This is a genomic window from Streptomyces sp. NPDC088194 (assembly GCF_040702025.1).
In the GTDB taxonomy this organism is placed as follows: domain Bacteria; phylum Actinomycetota; class Actinomycetes; order Streptomycetales; family Streptomycetaceae; genus Actinacidiphila.
In genome coordinates, this window is sequence record NZ_JBFBIV010000017.1 from 82,594 (window position 1) to 100,882 (window position 18,289).

Here is an 18,289-nt window from a genome sequence, read left to right on the forward strand (position 1 = left end):
GGGTGGTGCTCCCTTCCGTTACTTTCCGGCGCCGAGGGTGAGTCCCTCGATGATTCGCCGGCCGAGCCAGATGTAGATGAGGAGCAGCGGGAGGAGCACGATCACGATCCCGGCGAAGAGCTGGCCCCAGTCCGCGCCGGTGTACTGGAGGCGCTGCATGAACTGGATGAGCGCCAGCGGGAGGGTGTCGTTGATCGAGCTCTGCAGGAAGACCAGCGCGAAGGTGGTCTCGCTCCAGTGGGCGACGACGTTGAGGATCAGCAGGGTGACGATCCCGGATCGCGCCAGCGGGAACATGATCGAGCGGAAGGTGCGCAGCGGTGAGGCGCCGTCGAGGGACGCCGCCTCCTCCAGTTCGCGCGGCAGCGAGGCGAAGAAGCTGGTCAGGAAGAACACGGCGAACGGCAGCGAGGTGCCGACGTAGATCAGCCACAGCCCGAGGAAGCTGTCCACCAGGCCGGCCTGGTTCATCGCCGCGTACAGCGGCAGCACCACCATCTGGGCCGGGACGCCCAGGCCCAGGGCGAAGCCGAGGGAGATGGCCCGGGTGCCGCGCACCTTGAACCGGGCGAGCGCGTACGCGGCCGGCGCGGCGAACAGTACGGTGCCCAGGGCGGTGGCGGTGACCAGCCCGACGGTGTTCACCAGCGCCACGCCGAAGTTGCTCTCCTGCCAGGCGTCGGCGAAGTTGCCCCATCGCCAGGTGTGGGGCAGCGACAGCGGGTTGCTGAAGATCTCGTCGGTGGTCTTCAGCGAGGCGAGCAGAATCCAGAGGACCACGAAGATGCTGAATCCGGCGATGATCCAGGTGGCGGCGCGCACCGCGGTGGTGACGGTGCTGCCGACCAGCGCGGGGAAGGAGCGGGAAGGGCGGGGGGACCGGGCGGAGCGGGAGAAGCGGGCGCGGGCGGGCTCGCGGGGTGTCACGGCGGTGGACCTCACAGTTCCACCGACTCACGGCGGAAGACGCGGCTGAGCAGGACGACGGCACAGGCGGCGAGCAGCATCGTCACCACGGAGGAGGCTGCCGCGGTTCCGTACCGGGGGGTGCCGACCGAGGCGAACGCCTCGGAATAGGAGTAGACGGCGGTGTTCCAGATCTTCAGCGGCGGCAGGTAGCCGCCACCGCCGGCGAAGGCGTAGAGGAACTCGAAGATCTTGACGGAGCTGATCGCCCACAGGATCGCCGCGACCCCGACCGCGTCCCAGGTCAGCGGGAGGATGACATAGCGGAACCGCTGCCAGGCGTTGGCCCCGCTGATCTCGCACTCCTCGAACAGGTAGGGCGGGATACGGTCCGCGGCGGCCATCAGGATCGTGGTGTAGAAGCCGGTGTTGATCCAGATCAGGCCGACCAGGACGACGGCGAACAGGTTGTCCTCGGCGAGCCACTGGGGCGGGTGGTGGAATCCGCTCCAGCCGAGGATCTGGTTGATCATGCCGTCGTGCTGGAAGAGGAATCCCCACACGATGGCGAGCAGCACGCCCGGCGCGATGTTCGGGAAGAACACCACCATGCGGATGAACTTGCGGCCCCGCATGTCCCGCAGGGCGAGCATCATCATGAAGGCCAGCACGAAGGTCGCCGCGCCGACGCCGAACAGGATGATCAGGGTGTGGGTGAAGGACGAGCGGAAGGTCGGGTCGTGGAAGAGCATGCGGAAGTTCTGGAAGCCGACCGGCTTGACCGGCCCGGAGCCGGACCACCTGGTGAAGGCGAGACCCACCGTGATCAGGCCCGGGACGACCAGGAACCCGGCGTAGAGCAGGGCGGCGGGGACGACGAACCAGCCGAACAGGCGCCGCTTGGAGCGTTCGAGCGGGTTCGTGGGTGCCGAGCGTCCGCGCGGGGTGTCCTGGTCGGTGTTCCCGGCCGTCCCCTTCCGGACGGTGCGGTGGCGGTCCTCGGCGCCGCGGATGGTCGTTGTCACTGGGGTACCTCCGGAAGGGGGTTCGAGCCCGCAGCACGTACGGCCGCTGCGGTGGGGCCGGATCAGCCGTTGTTGGACCAGTACGCCGCGCTCCGCTCGGGCAGCTTGGCCGCGAAGTCCTTGGCGGAGGTCTTGCCGAACAGGAGGCTGTTCACCAGCGGTTCGAGCACCTTGGTGGTCCAGTCGCTCTGGTAGTCCACGAGGCCGTCGTACTGCCCGTGCAGCGGCTTGGTCGCGGCGTCCAGGTTCTTCTGCACGCCGGCCAGCACCGCGGGGGCGGCGATGTCCGAGCGCGGGGTCAGGTTGGCGGTGTCGGTCGCGATGGCGGCCAGCCGCTGCTTGTTCATGAAGTAGCTGATGAACTGCTTGGCCTCGGTGGCGCGGGCCGCCTTCTTCGGCACCGTGAAGCCGATCAGGTACGCCTCGGGGCTGCCGCCGTCGCCCGCGGCGACGTTCGGCATCGGGAAGAAGCCGGGCTTGAAGCCGCGTGCCAGGTAGGAGGCGGTCTCGGAGGGAATCCAGGAGCCGCAGTAGAGGAAGTCGGCCTTGCCCGCGGCCCACTTCTGCTGGAGGGCGGGGAACTTGCTGCTGCTGTAGCCGGGCGCGAAGTAGTGCCGGGTGACCAGTTCCTCGATCCGCTGGGCGGCGGCGAGGATCGCCGGGTCCTTGAGCGCGTCGCCGGTCTTGTCGCCGGCCGCGGCACGCAGCTTGCCGGGGCCAAGCTGGTTCACCACCAGTTCGGCGAAGTAGTAGAGGTTGTACAGGGCGATGTCGCCGTCCTGGGCGATCGGCGCGCGGCCGGCCGCCTTGGCCTTCTGGAACAGGGCGGTCAGCTCGTCCCAGGTCTTCGGCGGGTCGGCGGCGATGTCGGGGTGGGCGGCGGCGTTGAACCAGAACCCGGAGGAGGCCACCTCGTAGGGGATCATCCAGGTGTCGCCGCCGGTGGTGACCAGGTCGGTGTAGGCGGGCTTGACGGCTGCGGACAGCGGCTGGGTCTCACCCTCGGCGGGCTTGCCGAGCACGTCGTTCAGCGACAGCGCGTTGCCCGTGCTGACCAGTACCGAGCGCACGTTGCGCTGGGCGCCGTCGATCAGGTCGAACGGGGTGGTGCCGGCGTTGAGGGTCGGCGAGATCTTGGCGAAGACGTCGCGGCCGCCCCACTGCACGTCGACCTTGATGCCGGTGTCCTGGGTGAACGCGGCGATCTGCCGGGCCAGGACCTTCTGCTGCGGCTCGCCCTCGCTCCAGCTCGACCAGAAGGTGAAGGAGCCCTTGGCGGAGCCGCCGGAGGATTTTCTGCCGCCGACCACGCGGCCGCAACCGGCCAGCAGCGGGCCCGCGGCGAGCGCGGTGACCGCGGCGGCGAAGGCGCGTCGAGATGTTTCAGGCATGAGCTGTCCTCAAGGGGAAATGGGGCGTGTGAGTGGGTGGTGCGGAAGATGCCGGGGCCGGGGCCGCCTCAGGCGGTGGCCACGGCGATCTCGGGCGCGCTGATCGCCCAGTAGCCGCGGGTGCCGGGGTCGACCAGCCGCCAGGCGATCCGGACCTGGCCCGCGCTGTCGGGGCAGTGTCCGGTGAGCGTCAGCGGCGTGCTGAGCTGCGACTCGGGCCGCAGCCGCAGCCAGAGCCGGTGGGTGCTGCCGTCGTCGAACTCGGCGTGCACGGTGGCGCCGAACTCGGGGATGGCGTTCCACAGGCGGTAGTGGCTCAGGAACGACACCGTGAACCGCGCCCCGGGGGTGACCGGGGTCCACGGCGAGCGGAGGGTGGAGTCGAAGTCGCCGGTGCCGCCCCAGCGCCGGGAGTCGGCGACGGCGATCATGTCCCGGCTGCGGACGAAGGAGCCCCGGCCCCGGCCGCCGTCCTCGCGTGCCCAGTCCTGCTGCCGGATCAGCCGCCAGCCGCGGTATCCGGGATCGCCGGAGTCCGGGGTGCGCTCCAGCCGGGACCAGCCGGCCGGCAGTTGCCCGGTCGAGGTCGCGCCGTCCGGGACGGCGACGGTGTCGAAGGGGTCCTGGCCGGGGGTGCCGATCGGGACGCCGTCCAGCCCCCACGCGGGGTCCACCGGGATCGCGAAGTGCCGCAGGATCGAGGGGACGACGTCCACCTGCCGCCAGGTGCGGGCGCGGGCGGTGCCGGGATCGATCCAGGAGGCGCTCGCCGCGATCCACGCGGTCCTGGTGGTCTCCTCGTCGCCGCCGTGCAGATCCCCGGTCTGGCCGTGGTCGGTGGCGACCAGGACCAGCCAGTCCTCCTCGGCGTGGGTCGGGCGGGCCCGCACGGCGGAGAGGATGTCGCCGATGTGGCCGTCGACCCGCTCGATCGCGGCGCCGTACGCGTCCGAGTCGGACCCGACGGCGTGACCGGTGGCGTCGACCTGGTGGAAGTAGGCGTAGGCCAGGTCGAGTTCCCGGTCCTTCAGGGCGTGCACGAGGTCCCGGGTGGTGGCGGCGTCGTTGCGGACCGGGTCGCCCTCCTCCGGCTGGAGCCTGGTGGTGGCCGACGCGATCAGGAAGTCGTTGATCGGCGCCCAGTCCGCGCTGCTGAACGTCACCAGGTCCGGCCGCAGTTCGCCGATCCGCGTGAACAGCGGCGGGTACCGGGTGAGGTCGTGGCCGGCGAACTCGTTCTCGAACACCAGGTGCTTGTCCGGCCAGACCCCGGTGTGCAGGCTCGCGTGGCCGGGGCCGGACACCGGCAGCGTGAGGGCGGTGTCGGTGATGTGGGAGGGGGCCAGCACGCCGGCCTGACCGACCGAGTCGATCGCCGGGGTGCCGGCGGCCGTCAGCCGGTCGTAGCGGGTGCCGTCCACGACGATCAGCAGCGCCTTCGGGCGCCGGCCCGCGGTGGTCGGGTCCGCCATGGGTCGGGGGGTGCTCATCCGTGGGATCTCCTCGCGGCTTGGTGGACGAGCCGGGCGAAGAACTCCGCCTGGGCCGCGGTCTGGTAGTCCCCGCCGCCCTCGTGGCCGTTGTGTCCGTAGACGTTGATCGACTTCTCGACCGGACGCGCGGAGTGCGCGCCGTAGCGGTTGAACGCGGCGTACACCGAGGAGGGCGGGCAGGTGCGGTCCATCAGCCCGACCGAGAACAGGGCGGGGGCGCTCGCGCGCCGGCCGAGCAGCGCGCCGTCGAAGTAGGACAGGGTGCGGTAGACGGTCTCGGTCCGGTCCCGCCACGCCGCGAGGTACGCGGTCACCTCGTCGTAGGGCCGCCGGTCGGCCAGGGCGACCGCGCGGGGGAAGGCGCACAGGTACGGCACGTCGGCCGCGACGCCCAGCAGGTCCACGTCGACGTGCGCGGCCAGCGCTGCCGCGGCGAGGGCGATCCCGCCGCCCTGGCTGGCGCCGGTCACGATGATCCGGGCCGGGTCCACCAGTTCGGTGGCCGCGGCGGCCTGGAGCAGGCGGGCGGCGTCGGTGTAGAGGCGGCGGTAGAAGAAGGTCTCCGGGTCGGTGATCCCGAGCGTCAGGTAGCCCGGGGCGTGCGGCAGTCCCGCCGCCGCGTCCGGGTCGGGGGTGCCGGCGCCGGGCCCGCCGGAGCCGCTGCCCTGGCCCCGGTTGTCCATCGAGAAGTGCGCGTATCCGGCCGTGGCCCACAGCAGGTCGGTGTGCGGGAAGCCCCGGCCGCGCGTGTGCCCGTGGTACTGCACGACCGCCGGCAGCGGGCCCGTCGCCCCGGCCGGCACGGTCAGCCACGCCTTGATCGGGGCGCCGCCGAATCCCGCGAAGGAGACGTCATAGGTGTCGACGAGCCGCCACGGCGTCTCCACCTTGGCGAGGGCGAGGTCCAGCGGAAACGCGCGGGTGGCCGCGATGGTCCGCTCCCAGAAGGCGTCGAAGTCCTCGGGCTCGGGGAGGTCGCCGAGGTAGCCGGCGAGTTCGGACGGTGGGAGGTCGAAGAGCGGCACGGGAGGGGCCTTTCACCGGGCTGAGCACGTCTCGGGCGGCGCCGGGAACGTCGGTACTGTCGGTACTGTCCGTACTGTCGGTACTGGGGAGGGGAGCTGAGGAGGGGTGAGGGGTGCGCCGCGCCGAGGACCACCGCGGGGCAGCGGTCACACGAGGGCCCCGTCGTAGGCGTTGAGGAGGTCGGGCAGGTCCGCCACGCTGTCGAGAATGTGCGTGTGGGGCACGGTCGCGAAGTCCGTGTCGGTGTGGGTGCCGGTCCGCACCGCCGCCACCACTGCCGCACCCGCGCGGTGCCCGGCCAGCAGGTCGCTGGTCGTGTCGCCGACGGCGGCGAGTCGGGTGACGGACTCGGTGCCGGTGCGCAGGAGCGCGGTGAGCAGCATGTCCGGGTAGGGGCGGCCGCGGCCGGCGTCGACCGGCGACAGGGCGAGGGTGACCAGGTCGCGCCAGCCCAGCTCGTCGAGGATCTGGTCGCGGGTGGCCGGGGAGAAGCCGGTGGTGAGGACGACCTGGCGGCCGGCGGCGCGCATCCGCTCGATGGCGTCGGCCGCGCCCGGCAGCGGAGCGACGCCGTTCTCGGCCACGGAGCGCGCGTACGCCTGCTCGAACGCCTGGTTCGCCCGGGCGGCGCGGTCCTCGTCGCCCCGGGTCAGCACCCGGAAGACCGCGATCTTCGACTGGCCCATGGTCTCCAGCGCGTAGGCGACCGCGGCGGCGTGCTCGGGGCTCCCCGGGGTGAACCCGGCCACGGGCAGCGCTTCGTGGAAGGCCGCGAGCACAGCGCCGCCGTCCTCGACGGTCGTGCCGGCCATGTCGAGGCAGACCAGCTGTACGGATTCGGGCATGGTTGTCCTTCGCTAGGGATGGTGCTGAGGTGACCGGACTTCGGTCACGGCCGCCGGGCTCCCCGCGTGCCCGCGCCGACCTGCCGTGCGCGCTCCGATCCGGTACGCGAGCGAGGGCCGGGACAACCCGGGGAGTCCGCTCGGCCTTCTCATGTCGAGCTTGGCGAAACTCTCCCAGCCCACTCGGGAACGCGTCAATGACTTGTACGTACAAGACATCGATCGTTCACCTCGGCGGCCCCTTCGGCGAGCGGACACCGGCTCGCGATCCGGGCGAATCCACCCGCGCTCGGCGACCTGCGGCCCGCTGTGTCATGACACCCCGACCGGCTCCGAGGCCCCGCCGCCCGCACGCACGACCACGCGAACGCACCTGTACCGTCAGGTGCGTGCAGGAGCCCTTGCGCAGCGCCATCGCGGCCCGGTCGCGCCGGCGCACCCGAAGCGGCGAGGTCCAGGTCGGCGATCGTCTGCCGTCGGAGGCCGACCTGCGCACGGAGTTCTCGACCTCGCGCCGGGGACACCCCCGCCGAGGGAACAACGCCTGACCGTCGACGCGCCGGACGTGCCGATCGAGTGGTCCGAGGACCGCAACCGGTCGGACGTGGCCACGGCGACCGTCAACAACACCCGCGCGGCGCGGTCGGCGAGGCGGCTCCAGCCCCTCGCTCCCGGCTCCCGGCTCCCGGCTTCCGAGCGCCAACTCCTCGCTCCGCGAACGGAGTCGGGCCAGGCTCGGGGCCGGCGCCTCCCCGCGCGCACCTACCGGGACGTCTCCTCCGAAGCACACATGGCCCCGAACTTGTTATAAGCGAGGGGCAGGAATCAACCACTTGTACGTACAAATAGCACGAGGTCGAGGTGACGGATGCCGACGGCCGGGTCCAGTGGTGTCGGCGAGGCCGGCGCCTCGATGCGCAGAAAGCGCTCTCGGAACATGCGCACCCGCCGCTCGCCGTAGACCGTTTCCGTGCTGGGCCATTGACACAAGAAACCGCTTTCTCCTAGCGTTCCGGGGCGAGGAGACTCCATGACCCCCGACTGGCCCGAGGTCGTCCGACGTGTCGACGACCACGCATGGGCGCGCGACATCACCGACCACGTCCGTGCGGACTTCGACCGCTGGCAGCCCGGCCTCGTCATCCCCGGTCCCGCCACCCCGACGGCCTGGACCCACCACTACTTCTGCGACGACGACGGCTCCGCCCTCACCTTCGCCCCAGACTCCCCGCACCGGCACGTCTGTGCCACGTGCGGGCGGGTCTACCGCGGCGAACCGTGGGACGGCGCCTGGCGGACCACCGTGCACAACTGCGTGGCGGCGCAGGCCCAGCGCGCCGCACTGGTGCTGCGCCTGTCACCCGAACCCGCCCAGCGCGAGCGGGCCCGGGCCGCACTGGAGCGGATCTTCGCGACGTACACCCGCGACTACCTCGCCTACCAGCCGCACGGCGTGCACGCCGGCCGGGGGCGGGTGCAGCCGCAGTCGCTGGACGAGGCGGTCTGGGCGGTCCTGCTGCTGCGCGCGCTGCGCTGGGCCGGGCCGGACGCGCTCAGCGCGGGCACCCGCGCCGCGCTGCCGCGGTTCGCCCGGGCGGTGGCGGACCTGCTGCGTCCCCAGATCTCCGCGATCCACAACATCCACTGCTGGCTGCTGGCCGCGGTGGCCGAGTGCGCGGCGCTGCTGGCGGACCGCGAACTGCTCGACTGGTGCCGGGACGGCGAGTTCGGCGCCCGGGCCCAGATCGCCCGGGGCTTCCACGCCGAGGGCCTGTGGTTCGAGTCGAACGCCCATTACCACTACTACGCCGTCGCGGCGCTGCTGTCGTATCGCGAGGCGACCGGCCCCGACGGCCTGGACCAGGACTCCGCCGCCCGCCTGTCCCGCGCCGTCAGCGCCCCGCCCCGACTGGCGTACTCCGACACCCGGTTGCCGGCCTACGGCGACGGGTGGCCCGACTGCTGGACCGCGGACTTCGCCCCGCACGCGGAAGCCGCCTGGACGCTGCTGCCCGAGCGGCCGGTGGACCCCGCGCCGTACTACCGCGTGCCGCGGCCGGGGCCGGTGCGGTTGTGGGGCGGCGCCGACCTGCCCGGTGGCGTCGGCGTGCTCGGCCCGCGCCGCTCGGTGGCGGCCCTGGTCTTCGGACCGGACGAGCTGGTCTCCCCGCCCGGCGACGACGAGCGGTCCCTGGTCTGGCCTGAGGCCGGGGTGGCGGTGCTGCGCTCGGACCGCGCCCGGCTCACCCTGCGGTTCGGCCCGGACGGCGGGTGGCACGACCACCGCGACAAGCTCGCCGTCGACGCCGAGACCGCGGGCGGCTGGCAGAGCCTGGACCTGGGCACCAGCGGCTACGGTGCGCGCTTCACCGCCTGGATGCGCTCCCCCGTCGCCCACAACCTGATGATCTGCGACGGGCGGCGCCAGCCGGCCCACACCGGCCGGCTGCTGCACGCCTCCGAGCACCGGGTGTCGGCGCAGTCCGCCTGGGACGGCCACACCCTGCGCCGCACCCTCCAACTGGCCGACGACGGCTGGACGGACGTCTTCGAGGCCGAGGCACCCGCCACCGGCCTGCTGGAGTGGGTCTTCCACGGCGACGGCGCGTTCGCCCCCGGCGCCGGCCACCCCGCCATGCTCACCGACGACGGCCCGGACCAGGACGCTTCGGACCGGGACGCCCTGGACCAGGACGCCGGCTCGGCAGCCACCGCCGCCGGGGGCAGCCCCCGGGACCCGGAGCACGACACCGGCCACGGCTGGCTGCGCGAGGTCCGCCGGCTGCCCGTTCCTGCCGACCGCCGATTGACCGGTGCGTGGGACGCCGCCGGGTCGCCCGTGCTCGAACTCGACGTACCGGAGGGCTTCGTGGCGTACGCGGCCGTCGCCGACGGCAACCCGACCGGGCTGCCGCTCGGCGTGGTGCTGCTGCGCGGCCGCGCCCGACGAGCCCGGATCAAGGCCCGCTTCCGCCTGCCCGACCGGCCCTGATCCGCCGCCCCGCGCACCCGTGTCCGCCCGCCCCCACGCGCCCGGCTCCCGCCTGCGCCGCGCCGCCCAGCCGCCAACTGCCACCTGCCACCTGCCACCTGCCACCTGCCACCTGCCACCTGCCACCACGTACCGCCCTGGCACCCTGCTCCGCCGACCGACAGCGCACCCACCCACCCACCACAGAGAGCCACTGATGTCGCGATTCGACCTGCCCCTGGAAGAACTCCGAAGCTACCGGCCCGACCTGCCCGCGCCCGACGACTTCGACGCGTTCTGGGACGGCACGCTGCGAGAGGCCCGCGCGTCCGCGATCGACGCGAGCTTCACGCCGGTCGACCTTCCGCTGCCGGGCGTTGAGGTGCTCGACGCGACGTTCGCCGGGTTCTGCGGCCACCCGGTGAAGGGCTGGCTGATACTGCCGGCCGGCGGCGGCGAACCGCTGCCGACGGTGGTGAAGTACATCGGGTACAACGGCGGGCGCGGCCTGCCGCACGAGCATCTGCTGTGGGCCGCGGCCGGGTTCGCCTGCTTCGTGATGGACACCCGCGGCCAGGGCAGCGGCGGGTCGGTCGGCGACACCCCCGACCCGGTGGGCAGCACCCCCGCCCAGCCCGGCCAGATGACCCGCGGGATCGGCGACCGGCACGGCTACTACTACCGGCGGGTCTTCACCGACGCCGTCCGCGCGGTGGAGGCCGCGCGCAGCCACCCGCGGGTGGACGCCTCGCGGGTCGCGGTGGCCGGCGGCAGCCAGGGCGGCGGCATCACCCTGGCCGTCGCGGGACTCGTCCCCGACCTGGCGGCGGTCGCCGTGGACGTGCCGTTCCTGTGCCACTTCCAGCGGGCCGTCAGCCTCACCGACCGCGACCCCTACCGCGAGGTGGCCCGCTACCTGCGCGCCCACCGCGACCACACCGACCAGGTCTTCCGCACCCTGTCGTACTTCGACGGGGTCCACTTCGCCGCGCGCGCCACCGCCCCGGCGCTGTTCTCCGTCGGCCTGGAGGACCAGACCTGCCCGCCCTCGACGGTCTTCGCGGCCTTCAACGCCTACCGCGGCACCGACAAGTCCATCGAGGTCTACCCCTTCAACGACCACGAGGGCGGCGGCCCCTTCCAGTCGCTGCGCCAACTCCACTGGCTGCCCTCGCGGTTCGCGCCCACCACCGGAACGGAGACCGGCCGCACTCGCTGAGGAGCGCCGCCACGACGCCATGGCGGTCGGCGGGAGCCCGGCCGGGGTGTGCGCGGCGGTGGCCGCGCCGCGGCCGGGCCGTACGGTCGCGCTGGTGCACAACCGGCCCGTGCCGGGCGGCAGTTCCCGCAGCCAGGTATACGGGTCCGGGTGTGCGGGGCGACCGGACACGGTGTGCGGCGCCCCGCGCGCGAGGTGGATGCCACCGGTCCGGACGACGTCCGCCCCGTCCACGCCGTGCCCGGGTGCGCGCCGGCGCGCCGCACGCCCAAATCGCCGTCCGGGCCCGCCGGCCGTGGCCCGGCGCCGTCGGGAGGAGCCACGTAGCGATGCCCGCGCCGGAAGCCACCGCCGGCGCGGGCCGGACCCTGTGGGACGGCGGCGGTACGCACCCGGCCCGGAGCCACGCCGCGACAGGCTGGGCCGGGTTCGGGCCTGGACGGGGGGACGGACGACGATCTCGCTGATGTCGATGCCGTCGGGCTGCTCGATCGCGTAACCGAGGGCGGAGACGATCGAGGAGGGCGGTACGGCGATCTCGGCGCGCAGCCGGACCGCCTCCGCCACCGCCCGCGGGTCCGCCGCTCCCTTGCGTGAACAGCGCGACCCCGTACCGCGACTTCCCCACCCGGGAAGTCCCGATCGAGGCGGGTCTACCGTAATGAGGTGGCCCCACTCCGCGACGCCGTACCCGACTTGCTCGCGGCGCACCCGCCCCGCGAGGCGCTGCGCGCCCGGACCCGGCTCTTCCTCGACCACGCCACCGCGAAGTACGGCATGGCCGCCGCCTTGCGCGCCATCGCCGCCCTGATGGACGCGTGCGTGGCCGCGGGGGCGATCCGCACCGGCATCGGCCCCGCCGAGCTGGGCGCCGACCTCGAAGGCATCGCCCTCACCTCGGCGAGCCCGCAGCGGCGGCAGCGCGCAGAACGCCTCCTCGAACTCACCCTGGACGGCCTCAAGGCCCGCCCGTGAGCGCCCGACTCGACGACGTGCTCGCCGCGTTGGTGCGCTGCACCGGTACGCCGATAGCCGACACCGGCGACGAGCACGAACGGTGGCCGCTGTACATGGCAGCGTGCGGGAAGGGCGAGTGCCTCGACCTGCTCTTCAGCGCCGTGGCCCTCGAACCGGTGCCGAGCGTCGCGCTGGGGATCGTCCTCCACGTGCTGGGGACGCTCCCCGAGGCCGCCCGCCCCTCCTGGATCGCGCGGCTCCCGCTCCAGGACAACCGCGACTACGCGACCCGCCGCGCGCGGGAGATCGGCATCCACCAGAGCCGTGACGTGACACCGCTGCTCGTCGACGAGAACGTCCAGGACACCTGGTCCGACTGGTTGCAGTTGCTCCTCGCGGAACGTTCCACCGAGCCGGCCGTACTGCACCGGCTCGCGCGGGCGGGCCGCACCAAGCGCATCAGGCGCCTCGCCTCGGCACCCCGGGACCCTCAGCCTGATCGGGCGGATCGGCCGGGTCGGTCTACCGGACGTCGATGACGGCTTTGCCCGGCACGCGGCGACCCGCCAGTTCGGCGGCTGCCGACGCCACCTGTGTCCAGTCGGTGCGCAGGGCGACCTGCGGGTCCAGCTCGCCGCGGGCGGTGAGCGCGGCGAGCCAGCTGAGGTCGGCGCCCAGTCCTGCGGCGTCGTCCAGCAGGAAGTACGTCGCCATCTGGCGGTTGTGGCGCCCGCCGTCACCGAAGAGGGCGCCGTGAGGGAACTGCTCGCCCGCACCGGAGACGTGCCCCGCGGCCACCAGCACGCCGCTCCCGGCCAGGGCGCCGTGCGCGGCGACCAGGTGGGCGCCGCCGACCAGTTCGACCACGCCGTGCACCGGTTCGAGCCGCTGGAGCGCGGCCGGGTCGGTGACGACCTCGTGGGCGCCGAGCCCGCGCAGCGCCTCTTCCTTCGCCGGGTCGCCGGTCAGCGCGATGACGTGCGCGCCGCCCCGGGCGGCGAGTTGCAGGGTGAAGCGGCCGACGCCGCCGCCCGCGCCGGTCACCAGGACGCGCCGTCCCAGGATCGGGCCGATCCGGTGCAGGGCGCGCAGCGCCGTACCCGCCGCGACCGGCAGCGCGCTCATCGGGCCCAGGTCGGCCCCCTCGGGCACGGTGCCGATCAACGCGGTTTCCACGGCGCGCAGTTCGGCCCAGGCGCCGTCGGCCCCGAGCGTGACGACGGGGGTGCCGGCCGCGGGGCCGGAACCGTCGGCGGCCGGCTGGACCACCACGCCCGCGGCGTCCCAGCCGGGCACCGCGCCGGGGTCACCTCCGGGGACCACATGGTGGACCTCGCCGGCGTTGAGGGAGAAGGAGTGCACCCGCACCAGGGCCTGGTGGGCGGCGGGTTCGGGGTCGGGAACCGTGGCGAGCGCGAGGTGCCCCGGAGCCGAGTGGTCGATCGTCAGAGCCTTCATGACCGCGATACTGCCACTGAGTGGCATAAGCGTTCAAGGGGCACATGCGACGGGTACGCTGCACCCGTGGAGAGAGACCTGAGGCAGCTGCCGCTACGCGAGCGAAAGAAGCTGCGCACCCGCCAAGCGCTGGTCGACACGGCCCTCGAACTGTTCTCCCGGCGGGACTTCACCGCGGTCACCCTGGACGAGATCGTCGACGCGGTGGAGATCTCCAAGCGCACCTTCTTCCGCACGTTCACCTCGAAGGAAGACGTGGCGCTGGCCCCGGAGAAGGAGCTGTGGGCCGCCTACCGCGCGGACATCGCGACCCGTCCCCTCACCGGCGCGCACCTGTTCCGCGCGTACAAGGACGCGCTGTTCGCCGCGCTGGAGCAGATGGCCGACGGCTGGGAACGGCGCTTCCTGGCCAGCCGCAACCTGGCCGACCGCACCCCCGCACTGACCGCGCACAGCCTGCGCCACTGCTCGGAGGTCTCCGCGGACGTCGTCCGGATCGTGGCGGACCGCCTCGCCGGCCACGCCCCCGGCCCGACCGAACTCCGCCTGCTGCTCGACCTCATGCTGGCCGCCTGGCACCGCGCCCTGGAGACCTGGACCACCTCGCCCACCGGCCGCCAGGACCGCGCGGCCCTCGTCCGCCACACGCACGAAGCGTTCGCGGCGATCCCCACGGTCGCCGCGCTGGCGGCACGGGACAGCTAGTGCGTGCCGGGCGCCGCTGGGGAAAAGGCGTGGCCGCACGCCAGTCGTGATGTGACAATCGGTCCGCATCTTGATCCACATCCGCGTTCCGGAGGTCCGCATGGACATCGCCCCGCTGCTGCCGATGACCACGCCCCGGTTGTCGCTGCGTCTGTTCACTCCCGGCGACGTGGACGACCTGTACGCCTACCAGAGCCTGCCGAGCGTGGCGCGTTACCTGTACCGGCCGGCGCACACCCGGGAGCGCAGCGAGCAGGTCGTGGCCGAGCGCGCGGCGGGCGTCGTGTGGCGCGCCGACGGGGACAAGCTGGCGCTTGCCGTGTGCCGGCACGACGAGCCCGGGGTCCTTGGCGAGGTGACGCTCAAACTGGCCGACGCCCGCGCCGCCCAGGCCGAGATCGGCTGGACCCTCGACCCGCGTCACGAGGGGCACGGCTACGCGACCGAGGCGGCCGCGGCGCTGGCCGGGTTCGCCTTCGACCGGCTGGGCGTGCACCGGCTCTACGCACGGCTGGATGTGGAGAACGCCGGGTCCGTGGGGGTCTGCGAGCGCCTCGGGATGCGTCGGGAGGCGCACCTGGTCGAGAACGACCTCGACGGGGACCGCTGGGGCAGCGAGTACATCTACGCGGCGCTGGCCGCGGACCTGCGCGGTCGATCAGGCAGTTGAGGCTGCCACCGCCCCCTGTTCGTGGTGGATGTTCGCGGTGGATACCGCGGCGGTGGTGGAGCCGTTGCTGCCGCCGTCGCGGGATGAGTGGCTGCCGCGGGACCATCCGGCGCGGTTCGTCGCCGAGTTGGTCGACGAGGTCCTGGACCCGGCCCCGATTCCGGCGGCCCGCGCCGACAAGCGCGGGTCCCCGCCGTACGGCCGGCGTCTGCTGGTCCGGCTGCCGGTCCACGGCTGCACGACAGGGGTGCGCTCGCAGCGGGCGACCGGGCGCGGGGTCCGACGGACGCGCCGGGGGGCCGGTCAGGCGAGGAAGTGCAGGAGGGCCGCGGTGAGTTCGGCCGGGGCGTCCTCCGGGACCAGGTGGCCGGCGCCCGGGAGCAGGTGCAACCCGGCCGCGGGGATGCGCGATGCCAGCTCGTGGGCCTTGGCGACGGGAATCCAGGTGTCGTCCTCGCCCCAGCACACCAGGACGGGGAGGGCGAGGGAGCCGTAGCGCGGTTGGATCTCGTCGGTGAAGCGCTGGTCGGCCTGGGCGATCTGGCGGTAGAAGGCCGGCTGGCCGGCCAGCGAGACGTCCTGCGCGTCGAACTTCGCGGAGGCACCGTAGCCGGGCACCACACGCGCAGCTCCGCGCCGCCGTCCGCCGTGGCGGTGCGCACCCGGCCGATGTCCTCGGCGGGCGTGGGCGTCGGGACGAACAGCCGCACCAGGGCGGTGCTTCCCTGTCCGCCGAGGAATCGACCCCCTCCACGTCCACTGCCGCGCCCCGCCCCGCCAAGCCCACTCGGCAGATCGACGCGCGCAGCCGGACGCCTCGGGGAGAACGCCGGTACCGTCAGCTGGCAGCTGCGTCATCTCGCCGAGCACGGTTTCATCGAGGAAGAGGTCGGCTGGGTCGTGAACGCCATCAGTGAGGACCGGGACGACCGGCGGCGCGACGCCGGCACCCTCTCGGACAGCGGCGACCTGCGGATGACACCGAGTCAACTGAAGGCGCTCAAGCCGGAGTTGACGGCCGGGATCGCCCGCCCTGTCCCTGACCCGAAGCCGGAGCCCACCCCGGACGCGCTCCCCGTCGTGGTGCAACTCCAGTCGCGGAAGAAGCGCGGCACCGTATGAGCGAGGCCGTACGCGGCGGCCTGCTTCGTCGCCATCGCGACTTCCGCCTGCTGTGGTGCAGCGAGACCGCCGGCAAGTTCGGCGCGTCCCTCACCGGGGTGGCCACTCCCCTGGCAGCCGTCTCCACGCTGCACGCCAGCACGTTCGAGGTCGGCGTGCTGACCGCGGCCGCCTGGCTGCCCTGGCTCGTCATCGGTCTGCCCGTGGGCGTCTGGGTGGACCGGCTGCGCCGCAGGCCGATCATGCTGACAGCCGCCGCCCTCTCCGTTCCGCCCTTCGCCGGTGTCCCGATCGCCGCACGCTTCGGCTGGCTGAGCGTCGGACTGCTGCTGGCCGTCGCCCTGCTGACGGGCACGGCGGCGGTGTTCTTCCAGACCGCGTACACCGCGTATCTCCCCAGCATCCTGGAGCCCGTCGACCAGCCCGAGGGCAACGCCAAACTGCAAGGCAGCGCGTCCGCCGCCCAGATCGCCGGGCTCGGCTCCGGCGGCCTGATCGCCCAGGTGGCGGGTGCCGTGAACGGCATGTTCGTCAACGCCGCGACCTTCCTCATCTCGTTCCTGTGCCTGTCGGGCATCCGGCACCGCGAGTCCCGGGTGACCGGACCCGAACGTCGCCCCAGGGCTCTGGTCGGCGAGGTCGGCGAGGGTCTGCGACTGGTCGCGGGCGATCCCTGGCTCCGCACGCTGACGCTCTTCGGCGCCACCAGCAACGTGGCGCTGATGGGGTATCAGTCGATCCAGGTGGTCTTCCTGGTCCGGGGCGTCGGCCTGGCCTCCGGGGGCGTCGGTGTGCTCATCGCGGCCGCCGGCGCGGGCGGCGTCGTCGGGGCCTTCGTGGCGCGCGGGGTCGCGCGCCGGATCGGCACGGCCCGCGCGCTGCTGGTGTTCGAACTCGGCCTCTCCACCCTGGCCCTGCTCATCCCGCTGACCGTCGGTGGAGCCGGAGTCCTGCTGTACCTGGCAGGCGGCTGCTCCGTGTCCGCGGGCGTCGTGGCCGGCAACGTCATCAAGGCGAGCTTCCAGCAGCGGTACTGCCCGCCGGAACTCCTCGGCCGCCTCACCGCGAGCGCCGCGTTCCTCAACTACGGGGCGATCCCGCTCGGCGCGCTGCTCGGCGGGGTACTGGGAACCGTGTTCGCTCTGCGCACCGCCATGGCCGTCACGACAGCGGGGGTGCCGCTCGCCGGCCTGATCCTGCTGTTCTCACCGATCCGGCGAAGTCGCGACTTTCCGACGTCGCGGCCGCCGACCGCCGGTCCTGGAGCCGTACCGGCCCCGGCGGGCGAGCCGTTCTCGGGCGTGCGGTCCGCGTCCCGGGCACCTGGGGCGAATCCCTGACGGTATCCCCGACCATGCCGCAGCGAGGTCCGTCGTCGTGGTGGAGCGCGTCCTTGGGCGGGGTGGGGGTGGGAGCCTCTAAGGTTCAGGGCAGAGCATCGCTGCTACGCCCAGTGGGAGACGGGGGACCGATGTCGGTGTCATGGAGCGGGCAGGGCCTTCCGCCCGCCGCGGCCGAGCGGCTGGCCTCGGCCGGGGGCAGCGGGACGTGGACGTCCGCGCTGTCCACCGGGGAGTTCGCGGCGATCCGCTCCGTGGGCTTCGAACCGGTCGGCCAGGTGATGGGTTCCGCGGTGTTCCACATCGGGCGCAGCGGCAGGTACTGGGGCTATCACGACTGCCAGTACCCGGGCGCCCGGTACAGCTATGCCTTCGGTTCGAGGACCGGCGCCCCGGTCGCGCTGTCGGGGGGCGGCGCCCCGTCGCAGGCGCTGGTCGGCGTCTTCGACGAGGCCCGGCGCACCGCGCTCGGTCGCATGTCCGCGGAGTGCCGGGCGCTCGGGGGCGACGGCGTGGTGGCCGCCGCGCTGACCATGGCCCCGTTCATCGGCCAGGCCAACTGCCTGGAGTTCAAGGTGATCGGCACGGCGGTGCGGGCGCGGGGCAGCCGGCACGTCGAGCAGCCCTTCACCTCGCATCTGGACGGGCAGGGCTTCGCGAAGCTGATCGGTGCCGGGTGGGTGCCGGTCGAGCTGCTGGTGGGCATGTCCATCGGGGTCCGGCACGACGACTACCGGACCGCGTCGCAGACGTTCTCCTGGTCCAACATCGAGGTGAGCGGGTGGAGCGACCTGGTCCACGCGGTCCGCTCCGACGCCCGGCAGCAGCTCAGGGCGCAGAGCACCCGGCGGGGCGGCGACGGGGTCATCATGGCCGACAGCGAGCTGCGCGTGTGGGCGGAGAGCTGTCTGCGGTCCGGCAGTTCCGACCAGGAGGACCACGTCGCGGAGGCGACGATGATCGGCACCAGCGTCGCACGCTTCCACGTCCGCAAGGAGCCGCCGCGCACGCTGTCGGTGATGCCGCTGGGCGACCGCGGGGTCCGGCTGCGCAAGCGGCTGGCGACGGTCGCGTCCAGTCCGTACGCGGACCGCGCGGAGTACCGGCGGCTGGTCCAGGAGATCAGCGAGCTGAACGACTAGGACGACGAGGACGAGAACG

The 18,289-nt window shown here is 73.2% G+C and carries 16 protein-coding genes and 3 pseudogenes; 11 read left to right on the forward strand and 8 right to left on the reverse strand.

Translation table 11 applies throughout. The annotated features are described in order from the left end of the window. Window positions 1-18: 18 nt before the first annotated feature. From AB0399_RS12150 to AB0399_RS12175, 6 genes are all read right to left on the reverse strand, one after another. Complete coding sequence (locus tag AB0399_RS12150; protein WP_366411192.1) at window positions 19-927, reverse strand: carbohydrate ABC transporter permease; 909 nt, start codon at window positions 925-927, stop codon at window positions 19-21. An 11-nt stretch (window positions 928-938) separates the two neighbouring features. Further along, the gene (locus AB0399_RS12155; RefSeq protein ID WP_366411193.1) at window positions 939-1,931 is read right to left on the reverse strand and encodes a sugar ABC transporter permease; all 993 of its coding nucleotides are present in this window, start codon (window positions 1,929-1,931) and stop codon (window positions 939-941) included. A 62-nt stretch (window positions 1,932-1,993) separates the two neighbouring features. After that, window positions 1,994-3,322: an ABC transporter substrate-binding protein gene (locus tag AB0399_RS12160; protein WP_366411194.1), complete on the reverse strand. Its 1,329-nt coding sequence runs from the start codon at window positions 3,320-3,322 to the stop codon at window positions 1,994-1,996. A 68-nt stretch (window positions 3,323-3,390) separates the two neighbouring features. Next, a complete protein-coding gene (locus AB0399_RS12165) occupies window positions 3,391-4,812 on the reverse strand; it encodes an alkaline phosphatase family protein (protein ID WP_366411195.1) in 1,422 nt (473 codons plus the stop codon). Then, window positions 4,809-5,840 carry an acetylxylan esterase gene (locus tag AB0399_RS12170; RefSeq protein ID WP_366411196.1) on the reverse strand — a complete coding sequence of 344 codons (1,032 nt, stop codon included), beginning with the start codon at window positions 5,838-5,840 and terminating at the stop codon, window positions 4,809-4,811. The genes AB0399_RS12165 and AB0399_RS12170 overlap by 4 nt, the downstream gene beginning before the upstream one ends. Before the next feature lie 147 nt (window positions 5,841-5,987). Beyond that, entirely contained in the window at window positions 5,988-6,686 is a 699-nt protein-coding gene (locus tag AB0399_RS12175) for an HAD-IA family hydrolase (RefSeq protein ID WP_366411197.1), read from the reverse strand. Between the two features lie 1,030 nt (window positions 6,687-7,716). Here AB0399_RS12175 and AB0399_RS12180 point away from each other — a divergent pair. From AB0399_RS12180 to AB0399_RS12200, 5 genes and pseudogenes are all read left to right on the forward strand, one after another. After that, the gene (locus tag AB0399_RS12180) at window positions 7,717-9,678 is read left to right on the forward strand and encodes a heparinase II/III family protein (RefSeq protein ID WP_366411198.1); all 1,962 of its coding nucleotides are present in this window, start codon (window positions 7,717-7,719) and stop codon (window positions 9,676-9,678) included. A gap of 196 nt (window positions 9,679-9,874) precedes the next feature. Next, on the forward strand, window positions 9,875-10,876 hold the full coding sequence (locus AB0399_RS12185) for an acetylxylan esterase (protein ID WP_366411199.1): 1,002 nt from the start codon (window positions 9,875-9,877) through the stop codon (window positions 10,874-10,876). A gap of 19 nt (window positions 10,877-10,895) precedes the next feature. Continuing rightward, on the forward strand, window positions 10,896-11,375 hold the full coding sequence (locus tag AB0399_RS12190; protein ID WP_366411200.1) for an FAD-dependent oxidoreductase: 480 nt from the start codon (window positions 10,896-10,898) through the stop codon (window positions 11,373-11,375). 94 nt (window positions 11,376-11,469) lie between these two features. After that, window positions 11,470-11,851, forward strand: a pseudogene (locus AB0399_RS12195) (TetR/AcrR family transcriptional regulator); the annotation flags it as partial. Further along, complete coding sequence (locus tag AB0399_RS12200; RefSeq protein ID WP_366411201.1) at window positions 11,848-12,372, forward strand: hypothetical protein; 525 nt, start codon at window positions 11,848-11,850, stop codon at window positions 12,370-12,372. The pseudogene AB0399_RS12195 and the gene AB0399_RS12200, both read left to right, overlap by 4 nt. Here the strand turns inward: AB0399_RS12200 and AB0399_RS12205 are convergent. Then, window positions 12,356-13,291: a zinc-binding dehydrogenase gene (locus AB0399_RS12205; protein ID WP_366411202.1), complete on the reverse strand. Its 936-nt coding sequence runs from the start codon at window positions 13,289-13,291 to the stop codon at window positions 12,356-12,358. The genes AB0399_RS12200 and AB0399_RS12205 overlap by 17 nt on opposite strands. Before the next feature lie 66 nt (window positions 13,292-13,357). On the opposite strand from AB0399_RS12205, the gene AB0399_RS12210 reads away from it, so the two are divergent. From AB0399_RS12210 to AB0399_RS12220, 3 genes and pseudogenes are all read left to right on the forward strand, one after another. Further along, on the forward strand, window positions 13,358-13,996 hold the full coding sequence (locus tag AB0399_RS12210) for a helix-turn-helix domain-containing protein (protein WP_366411203.1): 639 nt from the start codon (window positions 13,358-13,360) through the stop codon (window positions 13,994-13,996). Between the two features lie 100 nt (window positions 13,997-14,096). After that, window positions 14,097-14,666: a GNAT family N-acetyltransferase gene (locus AB0399_RS12215; RefSeq protein ID WP_329372504.1), complete on the forward strand. Its 570-nt coding sequence runs from the start codon at window positions 14,097-14,099 to the stop codon at window positions 14,664-14,666. A 52-nt stretch (window positions 14,667-14,718) separates the two neighbouring features. Next, window positions 14,719-14,931: pseudogene (locus tag AB0399_RS12220) on the forward strand (IS1182 family transposase); the annotation flags it as partial. A 38-nt stretch (window positions 14,932-14,969) separates the two neighbouring features. On the opposite strand, the pseudogene AB0399_RS12225 reads toward AB0399_RS12220, so the two are convergent. After that, window positions 14,970-15,233: pseudogene (locus AB0399_RS12225) on the reverse strand (alpha/beta fold hydrolase); the annotation flags it as partial. Window positions 15,234-15,566: 333 nt separating this feature from the next. Between AB0399_RS12225 and AB0399_RS12230 the strand changes: the two are divergent. The 3 genes from AB0399_RS12230 (at window position 15,567) to AB0399_RS12240 (ending at window position 18,270) form a co-directional block, all read left to right on the forward strand. After that, entirely contained in the window at window positions 15,567-15,788 is a 222-nt protein-coding gene (locus tag AB0399_RS12230) for a hypothetical protein (protein WP_366411204.1), read from the forward strand. Continuing rightward, window positions 15,785-17,128 (forward strand): MFS transporter, encoded by a 1,344-nt coding sequence (locus AB0399_RS12235; protein ID WP_366411205.1) that lies wholly within the window; start codon window positions 15,785-15,787, stop codon window positions 17,126-17,128. Before AB0399_RS12230 ends, AB0399_RS12235 begins: the two co-directional genes overlap by 4 nt. Window positions 17,129-17,259: 131 nt before the next feature. Next, window positions 17,260-18,270 carry a heavy metal-binding domain-containing protein gene (locus AB0399_RS12240; protein WP_366411206.1) on the forward strand — a complete coding sequence of 337 codons (1,011 nt, stop codon included), beginning with the start codon at window positions 17,260-17,262 and terminating at the stop codon, window positions 18,268-18,270. Window positions 18,271-18,289 lie beyond the last annotated feature (19 nt).

Bases quoted from the DNA above. Each gene is read 5' to 3' on its own strand.
- AB0399_RS12185 (WP_366411199.1), top strand. From the start codon at position 9,875: ATGTCGCGATTCGACCTGCCCCTGGAAGAACTCCGAAGCTACCGGCCC.
- AB0399_RS12240 (WP_366411206.1), top strand. From the start codon at position 17,260: ATGTCGGTGTCATGGAGCGGGCAGGGCCTTCCGCCCGCCGCGGCCGAG.
- AB0399_RS12215 (WP_329372504.1), top strand. From the start codon at position 14,097: ATGGACATCGCCCCGCTGCTGCCGATGACCACGCCCCGGTTGTCGCTG.
- AB0399_RS12235 (WP_366411205.1), top strand. From the start codon at position 15,785: ATGAGCGAGGCCGTACGCGGCGGCCTGCTTCGTCGCCATCGCGACTTC.
- AB0399_RS12160 (WP_366411194.1), bottom strand. From the start codon at position 3,322: ATGCCTGAAACATCTCGACGCGCCTTCGCCGCCGCGGTCACCGCGCTC.
- AB0399_RS12190 (WP_366411200.1), top strand. From the start codon at position 10,896: ATGGCGGTCGGCGGGAGCCCGGCCGGGGTGTGCGCGGCGGTGGCCGCG.
- AB0399_RS12180 (WP_366411198.1), top strand. From the start codon at position 7,717: ATGACCCCCGACTGGCCCGAGGTCGTCCGACGTGTCGACGACCACGCA.
- AB0399_RS12175 (WP_366411197.1), bottom strand. From the start codon at position 6,686: ATGCCCGAATCCGTACAGCTGGTCTGCCTCGACATGGCCGGCACGACC.
- AB0399_RS12205 (WP_366411202.1), bottom strand. From the start codon at position 13,291: ATGAAGGCTCTGACGATCGACCACTCGGCTCCGGGGCACCTCGCGCTC.
- AB0399_RS12165 (WP_366411195.1), bottom strand. From the start codon at position 4,812: ATGAGCACCCCCCGACCCATGGCGGACCCGACCACCGCGGGCCGGCGC.